The following is a 16609-nucleotide window of genomic DNA, read 5'->3' on the forward strand; positions in this document are numbered from 1 at the left end:
ACAGGAAATCAACAGTAATGACAAGAAGTGCAAAAGGGCGCCTTGCTCAGCGTATTGGCCGCCCACTCAAAACTCTGCTCGCAGCCACCGTTGTCGGACTGGGTACCGGTCTCGGCGCTGTACAGGCCCAGGCGGACACCCTGTGGGAAGTGTACCTGCAGGCACTGGATAATGATCCGCAACTGGCTGCCGACCGCGCCGCCTATCGCGCGGGTCTGGAAGCGAAAAACCTCGGCCGCTCCTCACTGCTGCCGCAGATCAATGCCAGTGCGGACTACACCAAGACCCGCACCGAATCGGACTCCATCAGCCAGAACTTCATCAACAACCAGCTGGTGACCGGCAGATCCACCGGCGACAGTGATGTCGACAGTCACGGCTATGGCGCCAGACTCACCCAGGCACTGTTCGACCTTCCCGCCTGGTTCGGCTACAAGCAGGGCAAGACCCTCAGTGAGCAGGCCGCAGCGGAGTTCAGCGCCAACCAGCAGGATATGATGATCCGTGTAGCGGCTGCCTACTTCGACGTACTGCGCGCCCACGACGTACTGGAAGCCGCCCTCGCCGAAGAAGAGGCCCTGGCCAAGCAGCTGGAACAGACCCAGCAGCGCTTTGAAGTGGGACTGACCGCGATCACCGATGTGTACGATTCGCGCTCCGCTTACGACAGCGCCGTGGCCCGTCGCCTCACTGCGCAGGACGACCTGCTGAGCAATTTCGACGCGCTCTCTGTACTTACCGGCCAGAATCACGATGTAGTGGCGCCACTGCAGCCGAACTTCACCGTATCTGCACCGAACCCCGCGGACCGCGCCTCCTGGGTAGAGTTTGCCCTGGCCAACAATTACACCCTCAAGGCCGTGCGCCTGAACGCCGATGCCTCACGCTACAATGCGCGCGCCGCGGCGGCCGAGCACCTGCCCACCCTGTACGGCAACCTGGCCTACGAAAAGGGTTACCGGGACGGTGACAGAAACGGTACCACCACCTTCCCGGGATTTGAGCCCTTCTCCACCGGCTCCCCGATCGATGATGAGACCGAAACCAAGATTGCCGCGATCACCTTCGAGATGCCCATCTACACCGGTGGCCGCCTGAGCGCCAGCCGTCGCGAAGCGCGCAACCTGGCGTTTCAGTCCGAGGACATCCGCAACCTGACCGAGCGCAACACCATTCAGGACACCCGCACCCTGCACCGCGCGGTCACCACCGACACCAGCCGTGTGGAAGCCCGCGAACAGGCAGTGATCTCCGCCAAGAGCGCCCTGGATGCTACCCAGGCCGGCTACGAGGTGGGTACCCGCAATATCGTCGATGTGCTGCTGGCCCAGCGCACCCTGGCACTAGCCAAGACCGACTACGCCAATGCGCTGTACGACTACATCCTCAACACCCTGAACCTGAAACTGGTGGCCGGCCTGCTGGCACCGGAAGATCTGCAGCAGCTGGATGCTCGCCTGAACCCGGCCAGCCCGGTTTCCCGCACCCATATCCTGGATAGTGGCGCAGCACCACTCACCAAATAATCCACCTCCAGCACACCATTCAAAGGCCGGCACTGCTATAGTGCCGGCCTTTTTTATGGACTGGCTACAATTGCGGTACCCGACCGGGAACACCTCCCGGGAGCACTCTATCGGGTAATAACGGCAGCAGTCCCTTGCAAGAACCAATTACGGTGTGGACATTCCCATGAAGTACCTGATTACCGGCAACGCGGGCTTTATCGGCTTCCACGTGGCGAAGACCCTGATGGCACGTGGCGACTCCGTGGTGGGCGTGGACAATGTCAACGACTATTACGAAACCAGCCTCAAAGAGGCCCGCCTGCGGGAACTGGACAAGCTCGCCCACCAGCAGGGCGATGCCGTTGAATACGAATTTGTACGCGCAAACATCGCCGACAAACCCGCCCTCGACGCCCTGTTCGAACGCCATAAATTTGACCGGGTGATCCATCTCGCCGCGCAGGCCGGCGTGCGCCACTCCATCGAGCACCCGGAATCCTACGTGGAGAGCAATCTGGTGGGTTTCTCCAACCTGCTGGAAACCTGCCGCCACGCGGAAACCCCGCATCTCACCTACGCCAGCACCAGCAGTGTCTACGGTGGCAATACCACCATGCCGTTCAGTGAGGATCACGGGGTGGACCATCCGCTGCAGTTCTACGCCGCCACCAAGCGCGCCAATGAGCTTATGGCCCACAGCTACAGCCATCTGTTCCGCTTGCCCACAACCGGACTGCGCTTTTTTACCGTATACGGCCCCTGGGGGCGTCCGGATATGGCGCTGTTCAAGTTCACCCGCCTGATCCTCGAGGGCAAGCCGATCCCGGTGTTCAACCACGGTCACCACAGCCGCGACTTCACCTATATCGACGACATCGTCGAAGGGGTGATCAAGTCCAGCGACCAGATCGCCACCGCCGACCCGGAATGGAGCGCAGCGGAACCGATGCCTTCAACTAGCAATGCGCCCTTTCGTATATTCAATATCGGTAACGGCAACCCGGCGCAGCTTTCCGACTATATCGATGCATTGGAAGAGGCGCTCGGCAAGAAAGCGATTCGCGAGCTGCTGCCAATGCAGGCGGGGGATATCCCGGATACCCACGCGGACACGCGCAAATTGCAGCAGGCCACCGGCTACCGTCCGGATACCGGGGTGCGCGAAGGGGTGCAGAAGTTTGTTGAGTGGTACCGGGATTACTTCTCGGTGTAATCCCGGATCTTGTTGCGGGCACTGGCATAGGCGCTGGTAAGCGCGCGCCAGTTGTCATCGGAGAAATGGAACGGGGAGTGCTTGCCCTGCAACTTGTCGAGGGAGCGGCGCAGGCGCGACACATTGGATTCCGCATCCTGCGGGGACAGGGAATCACGGATGACCCCCTTGTCGAAGTCGATCAGATAAAAATCGCCGCTGCCTGTCAGCAGAATATTGCTGGCATTGAGATCTGCGTGATACACGTTTTCTGCGTGAAAGCGCGCAATCAGTTCACCGAGCTTTTCCCAGTCCGCGTTTTCCACAGGGCGCTCGCAGAGCACCTCGGTGAGGTTCTTTGAATCTGCGACCCGCTCGGTAATCAATGCACCGCGGTAGACCAGCGGCGGCACACTCACGCAACGTGCAGCCGCCGGCCGCGGAACCGGTAGTCCCAGCGCGCGCATGGCCCGCAACATAGTGAATTCCCGCCACACGCGGGTGTTCTCCAAGCGACTGTACAGATAGGTTTTCTCGACCAGGCGACCGGCCAGGCCGCCGCGGTGGTACTGCTTGTACACCAGCTCCACGCCGTCGTGCTCAAACATCACCGCCTTGCCGCGCTCCACCTGGGCGCAGTGGCTGTTGGCCTGCAGCCACGCCAGGTCAAAAAGCTTTTCGCAGTCGGCACCGACGATGTCTTCGTCATAGATGACATTCGCAAGTCCGTTTCTGAATTGCCGATACCCCACCGGAAATACCCTCAATGCGATGTCATGCCAAAATTGCCTGCGCAGTCATCGCCAGTTAGCTGTTGTAAGTTTTAATCATTCTGTTGCCAGGCTCTTCAGCCCCACAGAGCCCGGCAAAGCTGTGTCAGGAAAACAGACCGCGCAGTTTACGCTCCATACGGTCCAGCAGCTTGAGCCAGCCGGCTCCCTGCATGGGATCGTACGCCCAGGGTGTGCGGATTCTGCCGCGGGTGGTCTTGAGACACTCTTCCGCCACCGGCAAGCGCGGCGGCTCGGCATTTTTCAGGGCCGCTACCTCCTGCTCACTCATGGTCTCCAGCGGATACAGACCGCAGCGACGCGACCACTCGCCAAAGCGCAGCGCCAGCGATTTCTGTTTGCCGCGGTAGGCGCGCCCGTTGGGCAACCACATGGAAAAAGGTGCGCGCATGCGCGCCATACGACAGAAGAGCTTGGCCGCCTTGCGGTTGTTGACCGACTCTCCCACCTCAAACTGCCAGTTCACCTCGCGCAGTCGGCGCGGGTCGGCGATCAACAATGCAGAAAACCAGGTACCAGTGGAGCGCTTGCGCGGATACCAGAACCAGAAACTGCGCGCCTCATCAAAGCGGAAATCCCGGTCCGCCTTTCTTTTCAGGGAAATCCCGCGCACAAAAGCCGGGGAGATGAATCCCAGATCCGGCTGAGCGGCAAAACTCTCTCGCAGCTCGTCCAGATCCCCGTCACTCAATGGACGCACCATCTGGGTGTCGTCCTGCAGGAAGCAGATCAGCTCGTCATCTGCCGCCATCTCGTAAGCCGCCTGCATGTTGGCGTAGAGGCCCCCGAGCTTGTGGCCGGACTCCGCGGTTTTATCCACAACCCGGTGACGCTGCCCGATCTCCGCCAGAATCCGGCGGGTATCCGGGTCATCACTGCCATCGTCAATGACCGTCAGGCCGCATTGCGGTGCGCAGGCCTCGATGGAGCGGATACAGTTCTCCAGGAAAGGGCCGCGATTATAAGAAAAAACAAAGATGTGCACTTCTAGGTGTCCGTAGAAATTTCGCGCAGCATACCAGAACTCGCCCCGTGCCGATGACCTGCAGACCGCTCCGAGATACCGTCCTGAACGCGAATTGCGACATACGTCGGGTGCAGTTGCCGGCGAAACACCCTAGAATGCGCCGTTTTTGTGCCACGGACTTGGCTCAACCCATGCTCCAGATCAGTATGGCCAGTGTTTTGCGATTACCGGCTGTGACCGCTCCGGCAAAGCCTATACTGCCAGACTAACCAGTCAACCGGGCCGAGAGCGCCCGGGCCATACATTCTGACACCGTTTGATTGCACTGGAATTAGCCGCCATGAAAATCTCCGTGATCATGACAACCTACAACTCTCCGGTCTGGCTGGAAAAGGTTCTGTGGGGGTACAGCTGCCAGAGCGAACCGCCGCTGGAAGTGATCGTGGCAGACGACGGCTCCGGCCCGGAAACCGCCGAACTGGTGGCGCGACTGCGCGAAGAAACCGGACTCGACATCCGCCATGTGTGGCAGAAAGACGACGGTTTCCGCAAATGCCGTATCCTCAACAAGGCGATTCTGCAGGCGCGCGGGGACTATATCGTGTTCACCGATGGCGACTGCATCCCACGCGGGGATTTCCTCGCCGTACACAAACGTCGCGCGGAACCCGGTTACTTCCTTTCCGGCAGCTACTTCAAACTGCCCATGAGCACCAGCGAGGCAATCACCCGGGACGATATCGAGTCCGGACGCTGCTTCGATTACGCGTGGCTTAGGGCCAACGGCCTGAAAGCCCGCCGCAAGACGCTGAAACTTCGCGCCAGCGAACGCTGGGCGCCACTGCTTAACCGCCTCACGCCCACCGCCTGCAACCTGAAGGGCTCCAATGCCTCGGCCTGGCGGGAGGACATCCTGAAGGTCAATGGTTTTGACGAGCGCATGGCCTGGGGCGGCCTGGACCGGGAATTTGGTGTGCGCCTGGAAAATGCCGGCATCAAGCCGCGCCATGTGCGCTTTGATGCAATCTGCATCCACCTGGACCATCCCCGCGGCTACGCCGACCCGGAAATTGTCGCGCGCAACAAGGCCCTGCGCCTGCGGGTGGCCAAAGAGGGCATTGTGGAGACGCCCCAGGGTATCCGCCAGTTGACCGAAAGCGGCTATACCCCCGAGCAGCCCCCGCAATAAAACGGCAGCGAAACCACACCGAATCCCGATGCCCCGGCAGAAGAGCTATATCATGGACACAACCACTCCGAAAAAACACTGGTCAGACCCGCTAGTCAGCCGCTTTCTGCGCCTGGCAGCCAGCGGCTTGGTACCCGCTTCCCTGTTCCAGAAGCCGCTGCCGAGCAGGAGCGAGCGCGCCGCGCGCACCGGTATTCTGGATATCGAAATTGTCAGCCACTGCTGGCAGTACTCGCATTTCCTGATTTACCAGCTGAGCTCCCTGGCTCTTTACCCGCCGACCAGGGCCACGGTAACCATGACCGTGTACTACAACGGCGAAGATACCCGCACCGCCGCGGTACTCGACTTCTTCGGCAAACAGCAAGTGCCGGGCGTGACCTGGAACTGGCGCGAGCTGCCCAAAGAGTCCCTGTACCGGCGGGCTATCGGCCGCAATGAGGCCGCGCTCGCCACCAAGGCAGACTGGATCTGGTTTACCGATTGCGACCTGATGTTCCGCGAGCACTGCATCGACCAGCTGGCCGAGTTGCTGCAGGGGCGTCAGGACAGCCTGGTGTTCCCGTCCCGCGAGCGCATTACCTCGCTGCTGGCAGACGACGATCCAATGCTGAATTTCGATCCGGCGGAACTGCGCGTCATCGATATCGACGACAGCCGCTTTGTGGAACAGACCCGCGACCGTGCCACCGGCCCACTGCAGATCGCCCACGGCGACATCGCCCGTGCCGGCGGCTACTGCGACAGCCTGACCTATTACCAGAAACCCGCCGACAGCTGGTGCAAAGCGCACGAAGATCGCGCCTTCCGCTGGCTGCTGGGTACCCAGGGTGAACCGCTCGACATTCCCGGGGTGTACCGCATCCGCCATGTGAGCAAGGGCCGCTACACCGGCAGCAAGCTTAATACCCAGATCCGCAGCAGCGTGCGCAAGGCGACCGACAAACACTGAGCCGGTCGCCCGAAAGGATTAAACGAGAAGCATAAAAAAGCCGGTCGCTTACACGACCGGCTTTTTTAATGTCTTCTTTAATAGTCACTGCAGACTTTATCTTCGCAAATCAGAACACCCGCATCAGCGACTCGACTTCCTCCACGGTCCGCGCCAGCGCACCACTGTTCTGCGCGGCCACTTCCCGCGCACTGGCTCCGGCTTGCTGGCGGCTCTGATCATCGCGCAGCCAGGCACCCACCTGTTGCGCCATCTGCTCGGCATCCTTTACGACCACTAACCCGCCCGACTCCTGCATCAGGCTGGAGACGGTGCTGAAGTTGTGCAGATGGGGGCCACATACCACCGGAACGCCCCAGGCCGCGGGCTCGATCATGTTGTGGCCGCCAACATCAACGAGACTGCCGCCGACAAAGGCCACATCACTGGCGCCGTAAAAACGCAGCAGCTCGCCCATGGTATCCCCCAGCAACACCTGATCGTTGACCGCGGGCGCCACACCGTCACTGCGGCGCACTATGCGCAGTCCCTGCTCACGGCACAGCCGTGCAACGCTGTCAAAGCGCACCGGGTGACGCGGCACCAGCACCAGTAGCAGGTCGGGAAATTCCGCACGCAACGCGTTATACGCCTGCAATACCACTTCATCTTCACCCGCGTGGGTACTCGCCGCCAGCCACACCGGTCTTTTGCCCGCGCCTTGCCACTGGTGCGACAGGGCCTGCGCGTCACTGATCTGCCCGGAATCGATGTGCAGGTCGAACTTGATATTGCCCACTACCGACACCCGCTCTGCAGGTACCCCCAGCTCCATGAATCGCTCGGCATCCGCCGGGTACTGCGCCACAACCCGCGACAGGTGGCTTAGCATCTCCCGGCTCAGCCGCGAGAACTTGCCGTAGCCGTGAGCGGATTTGGCACTCAGGCGCCCGTTGACCAGTATCGTGGGAATCTCGCGTTTGCCGCAGATAGACAACAGGTTGGGCCACAGCTCCGTTTCCATGCTCACCAGGATGTTGGGGCGCAGTGCGTCCAGGAACGGGGTCAGGCATTCGGGCAGGTCGAACGGCAGGTAGTAGTGCAGTAGACGCCCGTTGAGAATGGGTTCCAGTGCGTTGTGTACCCGTTGGGAACCGGTGGGGGTTGTGGTGGTGACCAGCCACTGCCATTTGGAATGACGTGCAGCCAGGGCCTCGATCAGTGGCACCGCTGCCAGTGTCTCACCCACGGACACCGAGTGAATCCAGATCAGTGGCGCCCGGCTCGCGCGGTCCGGCACCATGCCGAAGCGCTCGCGCCAGCGTCGCCGCGCACCGGGTCGCGAGGGCACCAGCCCGAACCGCTCACTCCAGCGCTTGCGGTAGGCAGGATCCGCCCGACCGCGCCACCAGAGATGCAGCAGCATCAACGGAAGGGAAAGGCGAAAAAACCAGGTGTAAAGGTGGCGCATCAAATAAAAACTGGTACAGGTTGATCTCTCGGGGGATCACGACAAATTCCGTGGAAATACCCCCGCTGTTTGGTAGCATTCTACCCTAACTTCAAGCTGCCCATTTAACCGGAATCCACCGCACTTGCCCACGCATTTCCGCGGACAGGACTCCGGCTTCGCTTCTTGTGACCCGCAACACCAACCACTGTGAACCACCGCTCATGAAAATCGTGCAACTGCTACCGGCCCTGAACTACGGCGGCGTCGAGCGCGGCACATTGGATGTCGCCCGGGGGCTGGTGAAGGCCGGGCACGAATCTATTGTTATCTCCAGTGGCGGACGCCTGGTGACGCAACTGGAAGCCGAGGGCAGTCGGCATATCACCCTGCCGGTACATAAAAAGTCGCTTTCCAGCCTGCTCCAGGTCGCGCCCCTGCGCACTAAAATCCGCGAACTGCACCCGGACATACTGCACGTGCGCTCCCGGGTTCCCGCCTGGCTAACGTACCTGGCGTGGCGGAGGCTTCCGCGGGAAACACGCCCGCGACTGGTAAGCACGGCACACGGGCTTTACTCCATCAATCGCTACAGCGCTATCATGGCGCGCAGTGAGCGCGTAATCGCCATCAGCGAATGCGTGCGCGATTACCTCACACAAAATTATGCGCGTTACCTGCAACAGCCGCCGGAGCTGATCTACCGCGGCGTAGATACCAGTGAGTTCAACCCGGGAATCACTCCGCCCGCCGACTGGCGCCAGCAGGTCGAATCCGAATTCCCGGCGCTCAGAAACAAGCGTTGGCTGCTGCTACCGGGCCGCCTCACCCGCTGGAAGGGACAGCACGCTTTTCTCGAGATGATGGCCAACCTCAAGGACCTGCGCAGCGACGTGCAGGGTGTCATCGTCGGTGGTGCCGAGCCCAACAAGGAGCACTACGCCGAGGAACTGCAACAGCGGGCGCGGGAGCTGGGTATCGCCGACTGCGTGACCTTTACCGGCAGTCGCAACGACATGCCCTACTGGTACGGTGAGTCCGCCCTGGTATACAACCTGTCCCAACGCGTAGAGCCCTTTGGACGAACCGTGATCGAGTCCGCAGCCATGGGCACCCCGGTGATCGGCTACGATATCGGCGGCCCCGCGGAATCCCTGCGCGCCTGCTTTCCCCAGGGACTGGTGGCACCCGGCTCTGCCGAAGAGTTGCTGGAAACCACCAACACCCTGCTCGACAGCGACGCGCGCCCCATCCTCGCCCCGGAATTCACCCTCGATACCATGGTGAGACGCACCCTTTCCCTGTACCGGTCACTGTGCCAGACACCACCCGGCAAGTAAGCGCCCACTGGCAAAGCGAGACGCGATCTATGGCCCCCTCTGTGCCAGCCACGTACAATGGCCGGCAAATTCGAAGAAGAGCCGCCGCGCGGAAGAAATAGCTGTATGTCTACCGTTTCCCCTGCCCCCGCTGAACAATCCCTCGCCGCCCGATTCCTGGACCGGCATGTCGCCATCGCGCTGCTGCTGAGCAGCTTTGTCTGGGTACTGCCCTGGTCGCGCACCTTCCAGCTTTCGGTGCTGGTTCTGGCGATCACCTCGATCGTGCTGCTGGTGCGCGATCGCCAGCGCTGGTGGGCACCGGGCGCGCAGAGCTGGTGCACCATGAACCTGCTGGCTGCGGCGGCGCTGGCGCTGTCGGCGACGTTCAGCGAACACCCGGGCAAGCCCCTCGAGCTGGCCGGATTTCAGCTGTTCCTGCTACTCGCGGGTATGCCGGTACTGATATGGGCCCGGGATGACGCCATCTGGCGCAAGATCCAGATGTGCCTGTTTGCGATCATCGGCTTCTGGATCATCGACGGTCTGTTCCAGGCGATGATGGGCTTCGACCTGTTCGGCGTGCCCCGCACGGAGCGGCTGGGAGGCTACTTCAGCCATCCGGACAAGTTCGGCTTTTACATTTCCATGCTGTGCGCCTGGGTGCTGTTCGCGCCCCCCGTGCGCCAGTGGAGCCTGCCCTTGCAGAGCGTGATCTACCTGCTGTGCCTGGCGATCACCATATTCGGTAACACCCGCGCGGGCTGGGTCAGCTTTATCCTGATCTCCGCGGTGTGGCTGTACCTGAACCGCGGCAAACTGCTCGCCTCCCCTTGGCTGCTGTGCCTGGTACCCGCGGGCATTGCGGTGGCCGGCTGGTGGCTGGTCAGCGATCCCCAGGTCAGCAAGCGCATTGCCGCCACCATTCCGCAAAGTTTTGATGTGGAGGGCCTGAGTGCGGTCATCCCGGTGCGCGCGCAGTTGTGGGCCCAGGCGTGGACACAGTTTACCGACCACCTGTGGTTCGGCACCGGGGCGGGTAACTATATGCTCCACCTGCCAGAGAGCTGGGCCGGTACCAACCTCGAGCAACCCTACACCCACCAGGTGGTACTGGAGATACTCGCCGGCTCCGGCATTGTCGGCAGCCTGCTGTTTATGGCCGCAGCAATCGTGTTCTTCCGCCTGATCTGGCGGGCAGACTACCAACGTCTGGCAGAACACCAGCGACCGCTGGTACCACTGCTGATCCTGGCCTGCGCCTGGTTCCCGGTAAACACCCACCGCGAACTGTTCAGCTCAGAAATGATGGTGCTAACATGGATGACCGTCGCCCTGGTTGTGTCCCGCTCCAGGCTGTCCACTGGCGATGGCCGCCAGTCACAGGTCCGCTGATCCCTCCCCTATTCACAAACAGACAAGAACAACGAGACAGGGAAACGTTATGCAAACAAGTCCAGAAACTGACGTCGTCGAAGCGCCTGTTGAAACTTCAGCAAAAGCGAGCGCTGACAATACTGCCGCCGCGGGCGCTACTGCGGATATCGCACTGGCTGTGCGGGATCACCTAGTAAGCCGCCTGCGCGAAACTGTGGCTCAGGACCAACCCTTTTCCCACCTGTACCTGGAAAACTTCTTCCCGGACAGCGTCTACCAGCGCATCCTCGCCTGCCCACCACCGGCGGAGTACTGCAAGGGCCTGAATCACAAGGAGGCCATGCGCAGCGACGGCAGCAGTACGCGACAGGTATTCCCGTTCAATCCGGGCAACCTGGAGCGGCTCCAAGGCGAAGCGCAAACCCTGTGGCGCGGTATCACCGAGGGTATGCAGGCTCCAGAGGTCAAGCAGGCCCTGTTTGAGTGTTTGGGCACTGATCTCGCATCCCGCTTCAAGGTAACCACCAGCGCAGTGCCAGATATTGAGGCACACCCCAAGACCGGCTACTTCTGCGATCACAGTGGATACCAGATTTCCCCGCACCGGGATGTGGCACGCAAGATCGTCACCATGCAGGTGTACCTGCCCGCGGACCGCAGCCAGGAGTCCATGGGTACCAGCCTGTACGAGCGCGGCATCATCGGGCGGCTGCAATATGAATTCAGGAAGCTCGGGCTGGGGAAAAAGAGCGGCTTCCGCGAGGTCAAACGCTTTCCGTTTGTACCCAACAGCGCCTATGCCTTTGTGGTGGGTAAACACAGCTGGCACGGTCGCCCTGAAATTCACGGCGAGTCTGAACGACGCAGTCTGATGCAGATCTACTACGCCAATCCCTCGGAACCTTTTTACGACTGATATGCGCGAGCCCGCCACTGCACTGTTGCACATCGGCATACTATGAAAGTCTGCGTGTTGAGTGACGGTATTCCCGGCCACGTCAACCAGGCCCACGGCCTGCTCGACTGGCTGCGTGCCGAGGGGATTGCGCTGGAAGTGGACGTCTACCAGTGCCGGCTGCGGGCAAAATGGCTGCGCCCCCTGCTAGCCGCCGCCTGCAACAGGCTTTCCCGCCACTCGTGGCTCGCCCGCGCCGTGCTGCACTGTTACCGATTTTCTCCCACGCCCGCTGCCACCGACCTGATCCTCTCCGCCGGTGGCAACACCAGCTTCGCCAGTGCCGCCCTCGCGCATTCGCAAGGTGTGCCGAATATCTTTATCGGCTCCCCAAGAAAACTTTCCGCCGGCACCGTGTCCGCGCTGCTGACCCTGGAACCCAGCGCCGGATTCGAGCGCAACAATGTGGTGGTGGATATCGCCCCGGCCAGGGTAAGTGCCAAGGCGCCTAACCCGGGAACCCGGGCGCTGCTACTTGGTGGTAACGGCAGTGGCTACGAGTACCGGCAACAGGACTGGAAAGACATTTTACGCTGGGCCAATGTGCAGGCGCGTGCGCTCGGAGTCCGCTGGATCGTGGCCGGCTCGCGACGCAGTCCCGCATACTTGCGCGATCTGTGTGAGGAGCAGCTGGACGCGGATCTGGTAGAAGCCTGGTGCTGGCCAGGTTCCGCGCAGGCGCTCTCCGACCTGTTGCCGACTGCAGAAAGTATCGCCTGCACCGAAGACAGTATGAGTATGTTGTGTGAGTCGATGAATCTGGCACGCCCGGTGCTGAGCCTGCGGCCGGCCAATGCGCTGCCTCCAGCAAGATACTGCCAGGCGATTGCCAAATTCGAACAACTGGGTTTTCTGCAGCGGGCAGAGACCCGCAAACTGGAAAACCACCACTGGCAACCGCAGCACGGTGCGGAAGTCGACCGCAGAGTGGCCAGTGCCCGCCGCCGCGCTATCGACCAGCTGGCAGAGCTTATCCCCGCGCTAGGGGCAACTCTCGCCCCAGCGCCTGCCGATAAACCGCCCAGGTAGCGCGCGCCATCGCCGCCACATTGAGATGTTCCGTGGCGTACTGGAAAACCGGTTCAAATGCATCGCGCAGCGCCACCGGGTCCGCCAGGGCCCGGTCCAGCAACGTCGCGATGGCCTCAGCCGACGTTTCACCTGCGACATAGGCCGATGGCAGCAATTCCGCATTGCTGCCTACATCGGTAGAGATCACCGGACAACCGCACAACAACGCCTCTACCACCGTATAGGGCGCCCCCTCCTTGTGCGAGGACACCACCATAAATTCCGCTGCCTGCATCCAGCGACTCACCTCGGTGGAGAAGCCGATAAATCGCACACTGTCATCGACGCCCAGCGCCGTTGCCTGCGCCTCCAGCGCGCCGCGGTCCGGTCCATCCCCGACCAGATACAGAATCGCCCCCGCAGGCGCAACGGAGGCCCAGGCCTGCAACAGCAGGTCTATGCCCTTGGCCGGCACCAGCCTGGCCACCGCCAGTACTGCGCGCTTATCCGCCTCCATGGCTTGCGGGCGCGGCTGACCGGACTGCGGTGGGTGCGTGCCGTTGGGAATAATCGTCCAATCGAGGGCGGATACCGCTACTGCCTTGCGGCTGACCGCGATCCGCTGTGGAAATCCCGCTGCCAGAGAATCCTTGGGGTGCACGATGTTGTGCCGGGTAATCACGGGCGCGCAGCGAGTGAACCGGTGCAGCCATTTCTGTACTGCTGCCGCCTTGCCGCCGTGGCCGTGCATCAGGTCGAAATCGTACTGGCGGCAAGCCCGCAGCAGGGAGAGATACAGCAAGGGATTGCGGCGGCTGAGATCCGTATTGACCGGAATAAAGCTGACATTATCGGTAAAGTGCTTGCGGTAGCGCGGGTGCGCGATGACAAATACCTGGGCTCCCGTATGCGCCGCCTGCCAGCCGCTGAGCTCGACCACGTGCTTTTCCAGGCCGCCAAATTCACGACTCATAAACAAGTGACAGATCTTTACCGGAGAAGTTGTCTCCGCGGAAAGGCTATTCATCGGCACACCTCAATATTACAGCGACGCAACAGCGCTCGTGCGGCCATTTGATGCTGCGCCCAGGGCTCCCGCACCCCCTCGCCGGCATGCGCGGCATCCGCGAGATCATCGGTGACCACACCTTCGTCGACCAGGCGCTGCACCGCAGCGCGCACCTTGTTGCGCGGACGTCGCGAGGGCAGGTCCAGAATCCCCACCTGGGCACGCCCCTGCAGGGCCTCAAATACCATCGAGATACTGTCGCGGGTCACCCAGATCTGCTCACAGCTGGCGATCTGAGACTCGAGCCAGCCCGCTTCACAATCACTCCAGGAGCAGATATCGAATCCGGGCCTGGCCAGTTGTTCCAGGGCAAACTCCGGCGTGCGCCGACTGTCCGCCAGGGTCCATTGCACCGGGGTCGTTGCCAGCGCGTCGATATCCCGGCCAAGTGCGGCGTTGTCCCAGGCAAAGTGCTTGCTCGGGCCACCCAGCAGAATAAGCCCGCGCCCGGCAATGGGCTGGGCATCGGCCAGGGGGACCGTCAGCGCACCGCGGGTAACCAGCACGTTGGGCAGGGGCGCCGGGCGATCGTGCTCCGGGATCAGCGCAAAATCGAACCAGTGCAGCGGCAGGGAGGGGCGCATCAGCACCACCGTGCGCCCGCCAAAGCGACGGCGCGCCGACAGCATGGGCAGGTGGCAGCGGTGGCCGGCACCAATCAGCAATTGCGGTGCTTCACCAGCAACTACACCGGCGGTATCCAGCGCCCGCGTGAGGTCCGCGGGGCGCCAGAAGCGCAGGTGCGTGCAATCGATATTCCGGGTTTGGACCGCGCCGGCGCCCAGGTTCGCCTCAAGGCCCGCCACCAGCGCAGCGCTCTGCTTTTCGTGGGCGCGATTGCCATCCAGGAATCGCCAGACAATGATCAACCGGTTTCCTCCACAGGATCTACGCGGTGGGCAGCTGCCCGCTCAGAATGACGGCATACGATACCCGCGCGGTACAGAATTTGCACGCCAGCTGGTTTGCCCGCGTGGCGACACAGACGGATTGAAGGTAAACTCCTGCGCCTACTATTTTGATGAACGCGTGGCCCTGCCGGTCGCGCGAGACTGGGGCTGCCCCGCTCAAATCGGACAATAAGGATTCCAGCAAGCATGAATGTCACCGTATTTGGCACCGGCTATGTCGGCCTGGTACAGGCCGCAGTATTGGCGGAAGCCGGCCACCGGGTCGCCTGTATCGATATCGATGAAAACAAGATCGAGCGCCTCAAGCAGGGCCACATCCCGATTTTCGAGCCGGGCCTGGAGCCGCTGGTAAAGCGTAACAATGAATCCGGCAACCTGACCTTCTCTACCAGCGCCGCCGAGGGCGTCGCACACGGCGAGCTGATTTTCATCGCCGTCGGCACGCCGCCGGATGAAGATGGCTCCGCGGATCTGCGCTACGTACTGACCGTAGCGCGCACCATCGCCGAGCACATGCAGGACAAAAAATACATCATCAACAAGTCCACCGTACCCGTGGGGACCGCAGACAAGGTACGCGAGGAAATAACCCGCACGCTGCAGGGACGCGACGCACTGAACCTTGAGTTCGATGTCATCTCCAATCCGGAATTCCTCAAGGAAGGCTCCGCGGTGGCGGACTGCATGAAGCCGGACCGCATCATCATCGGCACCTCCGAAGATGCCTCCGAGCAAAAAATGCGTCAGCTGTATGCACCGTTTAACCGCAATCACGACAAGGTTATCGTGATGGATGTGCGCAGCGCGGAGCTCGCCAAATATGCGGCCAACTGCATGCTCGCCACCAAGATCAGCTTTATGAACGAAATGGCGACCATTGCCGACCGCGTGGGTGCGGATATCGAATCCGTACGCCAGGGGATCGGTTCCGATCCGCGTATCGGCTATCACTTTATCTATCCCGGTATCGGCTACGGCGGCTCCTGCTTTCCGAAAGACGTACAGGCACTCAAGACTACGGCCGCGCAGCTGGGGCTGGAGCCTAAGATCCTGAATGCAGTGGAAGAGCGCAACCACAGCCAGAAACACTACCTGCTGGAAAAAATCATTCAGCGTTACGGCAGCGACCTGTCCGGCAAGACTTTCGCCCTGTGGGGGCTGGCATTCAAGCCCAATACCGACGATATGCGTGAGGCCCCGAGCCGGGTGTTGATGGAGAACCTGTGGGAAATGGGGGCCAAGGTGCGCGCATTCGACCCGGAAGCGATGCACGAATCCGAGCGTATTTACGGCAACCGCGATGACCTGCAACTATGCGGCACCCGCGACAGCGCACTGGCCGGCGCCGATGCACTGATCATTGCCACCGAGTGGCAACAGTTCAAATCCCTGGATTACCACACAGTGCGCGGCAGCCTGTCGGAGCCGGTGGTGTTTGACGGTCGCAACCTTTATCACCCCCTGGACATGGCCGAGGCTGGATTCGAGTACTACTGTGTGGGACGCCCTCAGGTGGCTGCGAGCAATCAGTAAACAGTTTTACGGGTATCGTTTTCAAATGTCGCCCGGTAGCGGTCCGCTGCCGGGTATCAGCGTCTTCTCATCCCACCTCAAGACACTGACAAACTTTTCTGAACCAAGAATTTCAACGCAGCAATTTGTACAGATCGTAGTAGTCGAATACATTCCGGATCTTGCAGTCATTGCCGCCGCGGCTGCGCAGGTTTTCCTTGCGCAGCGCCAACTCCTGAGTGCCGCCTACGGTAAAAAACCGATCTGACCAGTCCCGTGAATCTGGCAGGCGTGCGCAGGGTGTGCCCTGCAGCAGGCTCATGGCCTTCAGCCAGACATCGTCCGCCTTGGGACACAGCTTGAGGAATTTTTCTTTATCAAACGCATCCGGGTGCAGCGATCCGGGAAAATACAACACCCCGCCAAC

Annotated in this window: 14 protein-coding genes; 9 read left to right on the forward strand and 5 right to left on the reverse strand. The window is 61.3% G+C overall.

What is annotated here, in order from left to right:
- The first annotated feature begins 17 nt into the window (after positions 1-17).
- Together HUW35_RS03735 and HUW35_RS03740 are read left to right on the forward strand one after the other, a co-directional pair.
- On the forward strand, positions 18-1526 hold the full coding sequence (locus HUW35_RS03735) for a TolC family outer membrane protein (RefSeq protein ID WP_181254300.1): 1509 nt from the start codon (positions 18-20) through the stop codon (positions 1524-1526).
- A gap of 166 nt (positions 1527-1692) precedes the next feature.
- The gene (locus HUW35_RS03740; RefSeq protein WP_181254301.1) at positions 1693-2721 is read left to right on the forward strand and encodes an NAD-dependent epimerase; all 1029 of its coding nucleotides are present in this window, start codon (positions 1693-1695) and stop codon (positions 2719-2721) included.
- Here the strand turns inward: HUW35_RS03740 and HUW35_RS03745 are convergent.
- Together HUW35_RS03745 and HUW35_RS03750 are read right to left on the reverse strand one after the other, a co-directional pair.
- Positions 2706-3452 carry a 3-deoxy-D-manno-octulosonic acid kinase gene (locus tag HUW35_RS03745; RefSeq protein ID WP_181254302.1) on the reverse strand — a complete coding sequence of 249 codons (747 nt, stop codon included), beginning with the start codon at positions 3450-3452 and terminating at the stop codon, positions 2706-2708. The genes HUW35_RS03740 and HUW35_RS03745 overlap by 16 nt on opposite strands.
- Before the next feature lie 124 nt (positions 3453-3576).
- A complete protein-coding gene (locus HUW35_RS03750; protein WP_181254303.1) occupies positions 3577-4476 on the reverse strand; it encodes a glycosyltransferase family A protein in 900 nt (299 codons plus the stop codon).
- A gap of 322 nt (positions 4477-4798) precedes the next feature.
- Between HUW35_RS03750 and HUW35_RS03755 the strand changes: the two genes are divergently transcribed.
- Together HUW35_RS03755 and HUW35_RS03760 are read left to right on the forward strand one after the other, a co-directional pair.
- Entirely contained in the window at positions 4799-5647 is an 849-nt protein-coding gene (locus HUW35_RS03755; RefSeq protein WP_181254304.1) for a glycosyltransferase family 2 protein, read from the forward strand.
- A 52-nt stretch (positions 5648-5699) separates the two neighbouring features.
- A complete protein-coding gene (locus HUW35_RS03760; RefSeq protein WP_181254305.1) occupies positions 5700-6599 on the forward strand; it encodes a glycosyltransferase family A protein in 900 nt (299 codons plus the stop codon).
- 109 nt (positions 6600-6708) lie between these two features.
- Here the strand turns inward: HUW35_RS03760 and waaA are convergent, their stop codons facing one another.
- A complete protein-coding gene (gene waaA, locus HUW35_RS03765) occupies positions 6709-8049 on the reverse strand; it encodes a lipid IV(A) 3-deoxy-D-manno-octulosonic acid transferase (protein WP_181254306.1) in 1341 nt (446 codons plus the stop codon).
- A 203-nt stretch (positions 8050-8252) separates the two neighbouring features.
- On the opposite strand from waaA, the gene HUW35_RS03770 reads away from it, so the two are divergent.
- The 4 genes from HUW35_RS03770 (at position 8253) to HUW35_RS03785 (ending at position 12708) form a co-directional block, all read left to right on the forward strand.
- On the forward strand, positions 8253-9368 hold the full coding sequence (locus tag HUW35_RS03770; RefSeq protein ID WP_181254307.1) for a glycosyltransferase family 4 protein: 1116 nt from the start codon (positions 8253-8255) through the stop codon (positions 9366-9368).
- A 105-nt stretch (positions 9369-9473) separates the two neighbouring features.
- A complete protein-coding gene (locus tag HUW35_RS03775) occupies positions 9474-10742 on the forward strand; it encodes an O-antigen ligase (protein WP_181254308.1) in 1269 nt (422 codons plus the stop codon).
- 49 nt (positions 10743-10791) lie between these two features.
- The gene (locus HUW35_RS03780) at positions 10792-11640 is read left to right on the forward strand and encodes a hypothetical protein (RefSeq protein ID WP_181254309.1); all 849 of its coding nucleotides are present in this window, start codon (positions 10792-10794) and stop codon (positions 11638-11640) included.
- Between the two features lie 54 nt (positions 11641-11694).
- Positions 11695-12708 carry an ELM1/GtrOC1 family putative glycosyltransferase gene (locus tag HUW35_RS03785; RefSeq protein ID WP_181254310.1) on the forward strand — a complete coding sequence of 338 codons (1014 nt, stop codon included), beginning with the start codon at positions 11695-11697 and terminating at the stop codon, positions 12706-12708.
- Here the strand turns inward: HUW35_RS03785 and HUW35_RS03790 are convergent.
- Both HUW35_RS03790 and HUW35_RS03795 read right to left on the reverse strand, forming a co-directional pair.
- Positions 12650-13717 carry a glycosyltransferase family 4 protein gene (locus tag HUW35_RS03790; RefSeq protein WP_181254311.1) on the reverse strand — a complete coding sequence of 356 codons (1068 nt, stop codon included), beginning with the start codon at positions 13715-13717 and terminating at the stop codon, positions 12650-12652. The genes HUW35_RS03785 and HUW35_RS03790 overlap by 59 nt on opposite strands.
- Positions 13714-14628 (reverse strand): ELM1/GtrOC1 family putative glycosyltransferase, encoded by a 915-nt coding sequence (locus HUW35_RS03795; protein WP_181254312.1) that lies wholly within the window; start codon positions 14626-14628, stop codon positions 13714-13716. Before HUW35_RS03795 ends, HUW35_RS03790 begins: the two co-directional genes overlap by 4 nt.
- 228 nt (positions 14629-14856) lie before the next feature.
- Here HUW35_RS03795 and HUW35_RS03800 point away from each other — a divergent pair, with 228 nt between their 5' ends.
- A complete protein-coding gene (locus HUW35_RS03800) occupies positions 14857-16203 on the forward strand; it encodes a UDP-glucose/GDP-mannose dehydrogenase family protein (protein WP_181254313.1) in 1347 nt (448 codons plus the stop codon).
- The last annotated feature ends 406 nt before the right edge of the window (positions 16204-16609 follow it).

This window comes from Microbulbifer sp. YPW1 (assembly GCF_013367775.1).
Lineage (GTDB): Bacteria > Pseudomonadota > Gammaproteobacteria > Pseudomonadales > Cellvibrionaceae > Microbulbifer.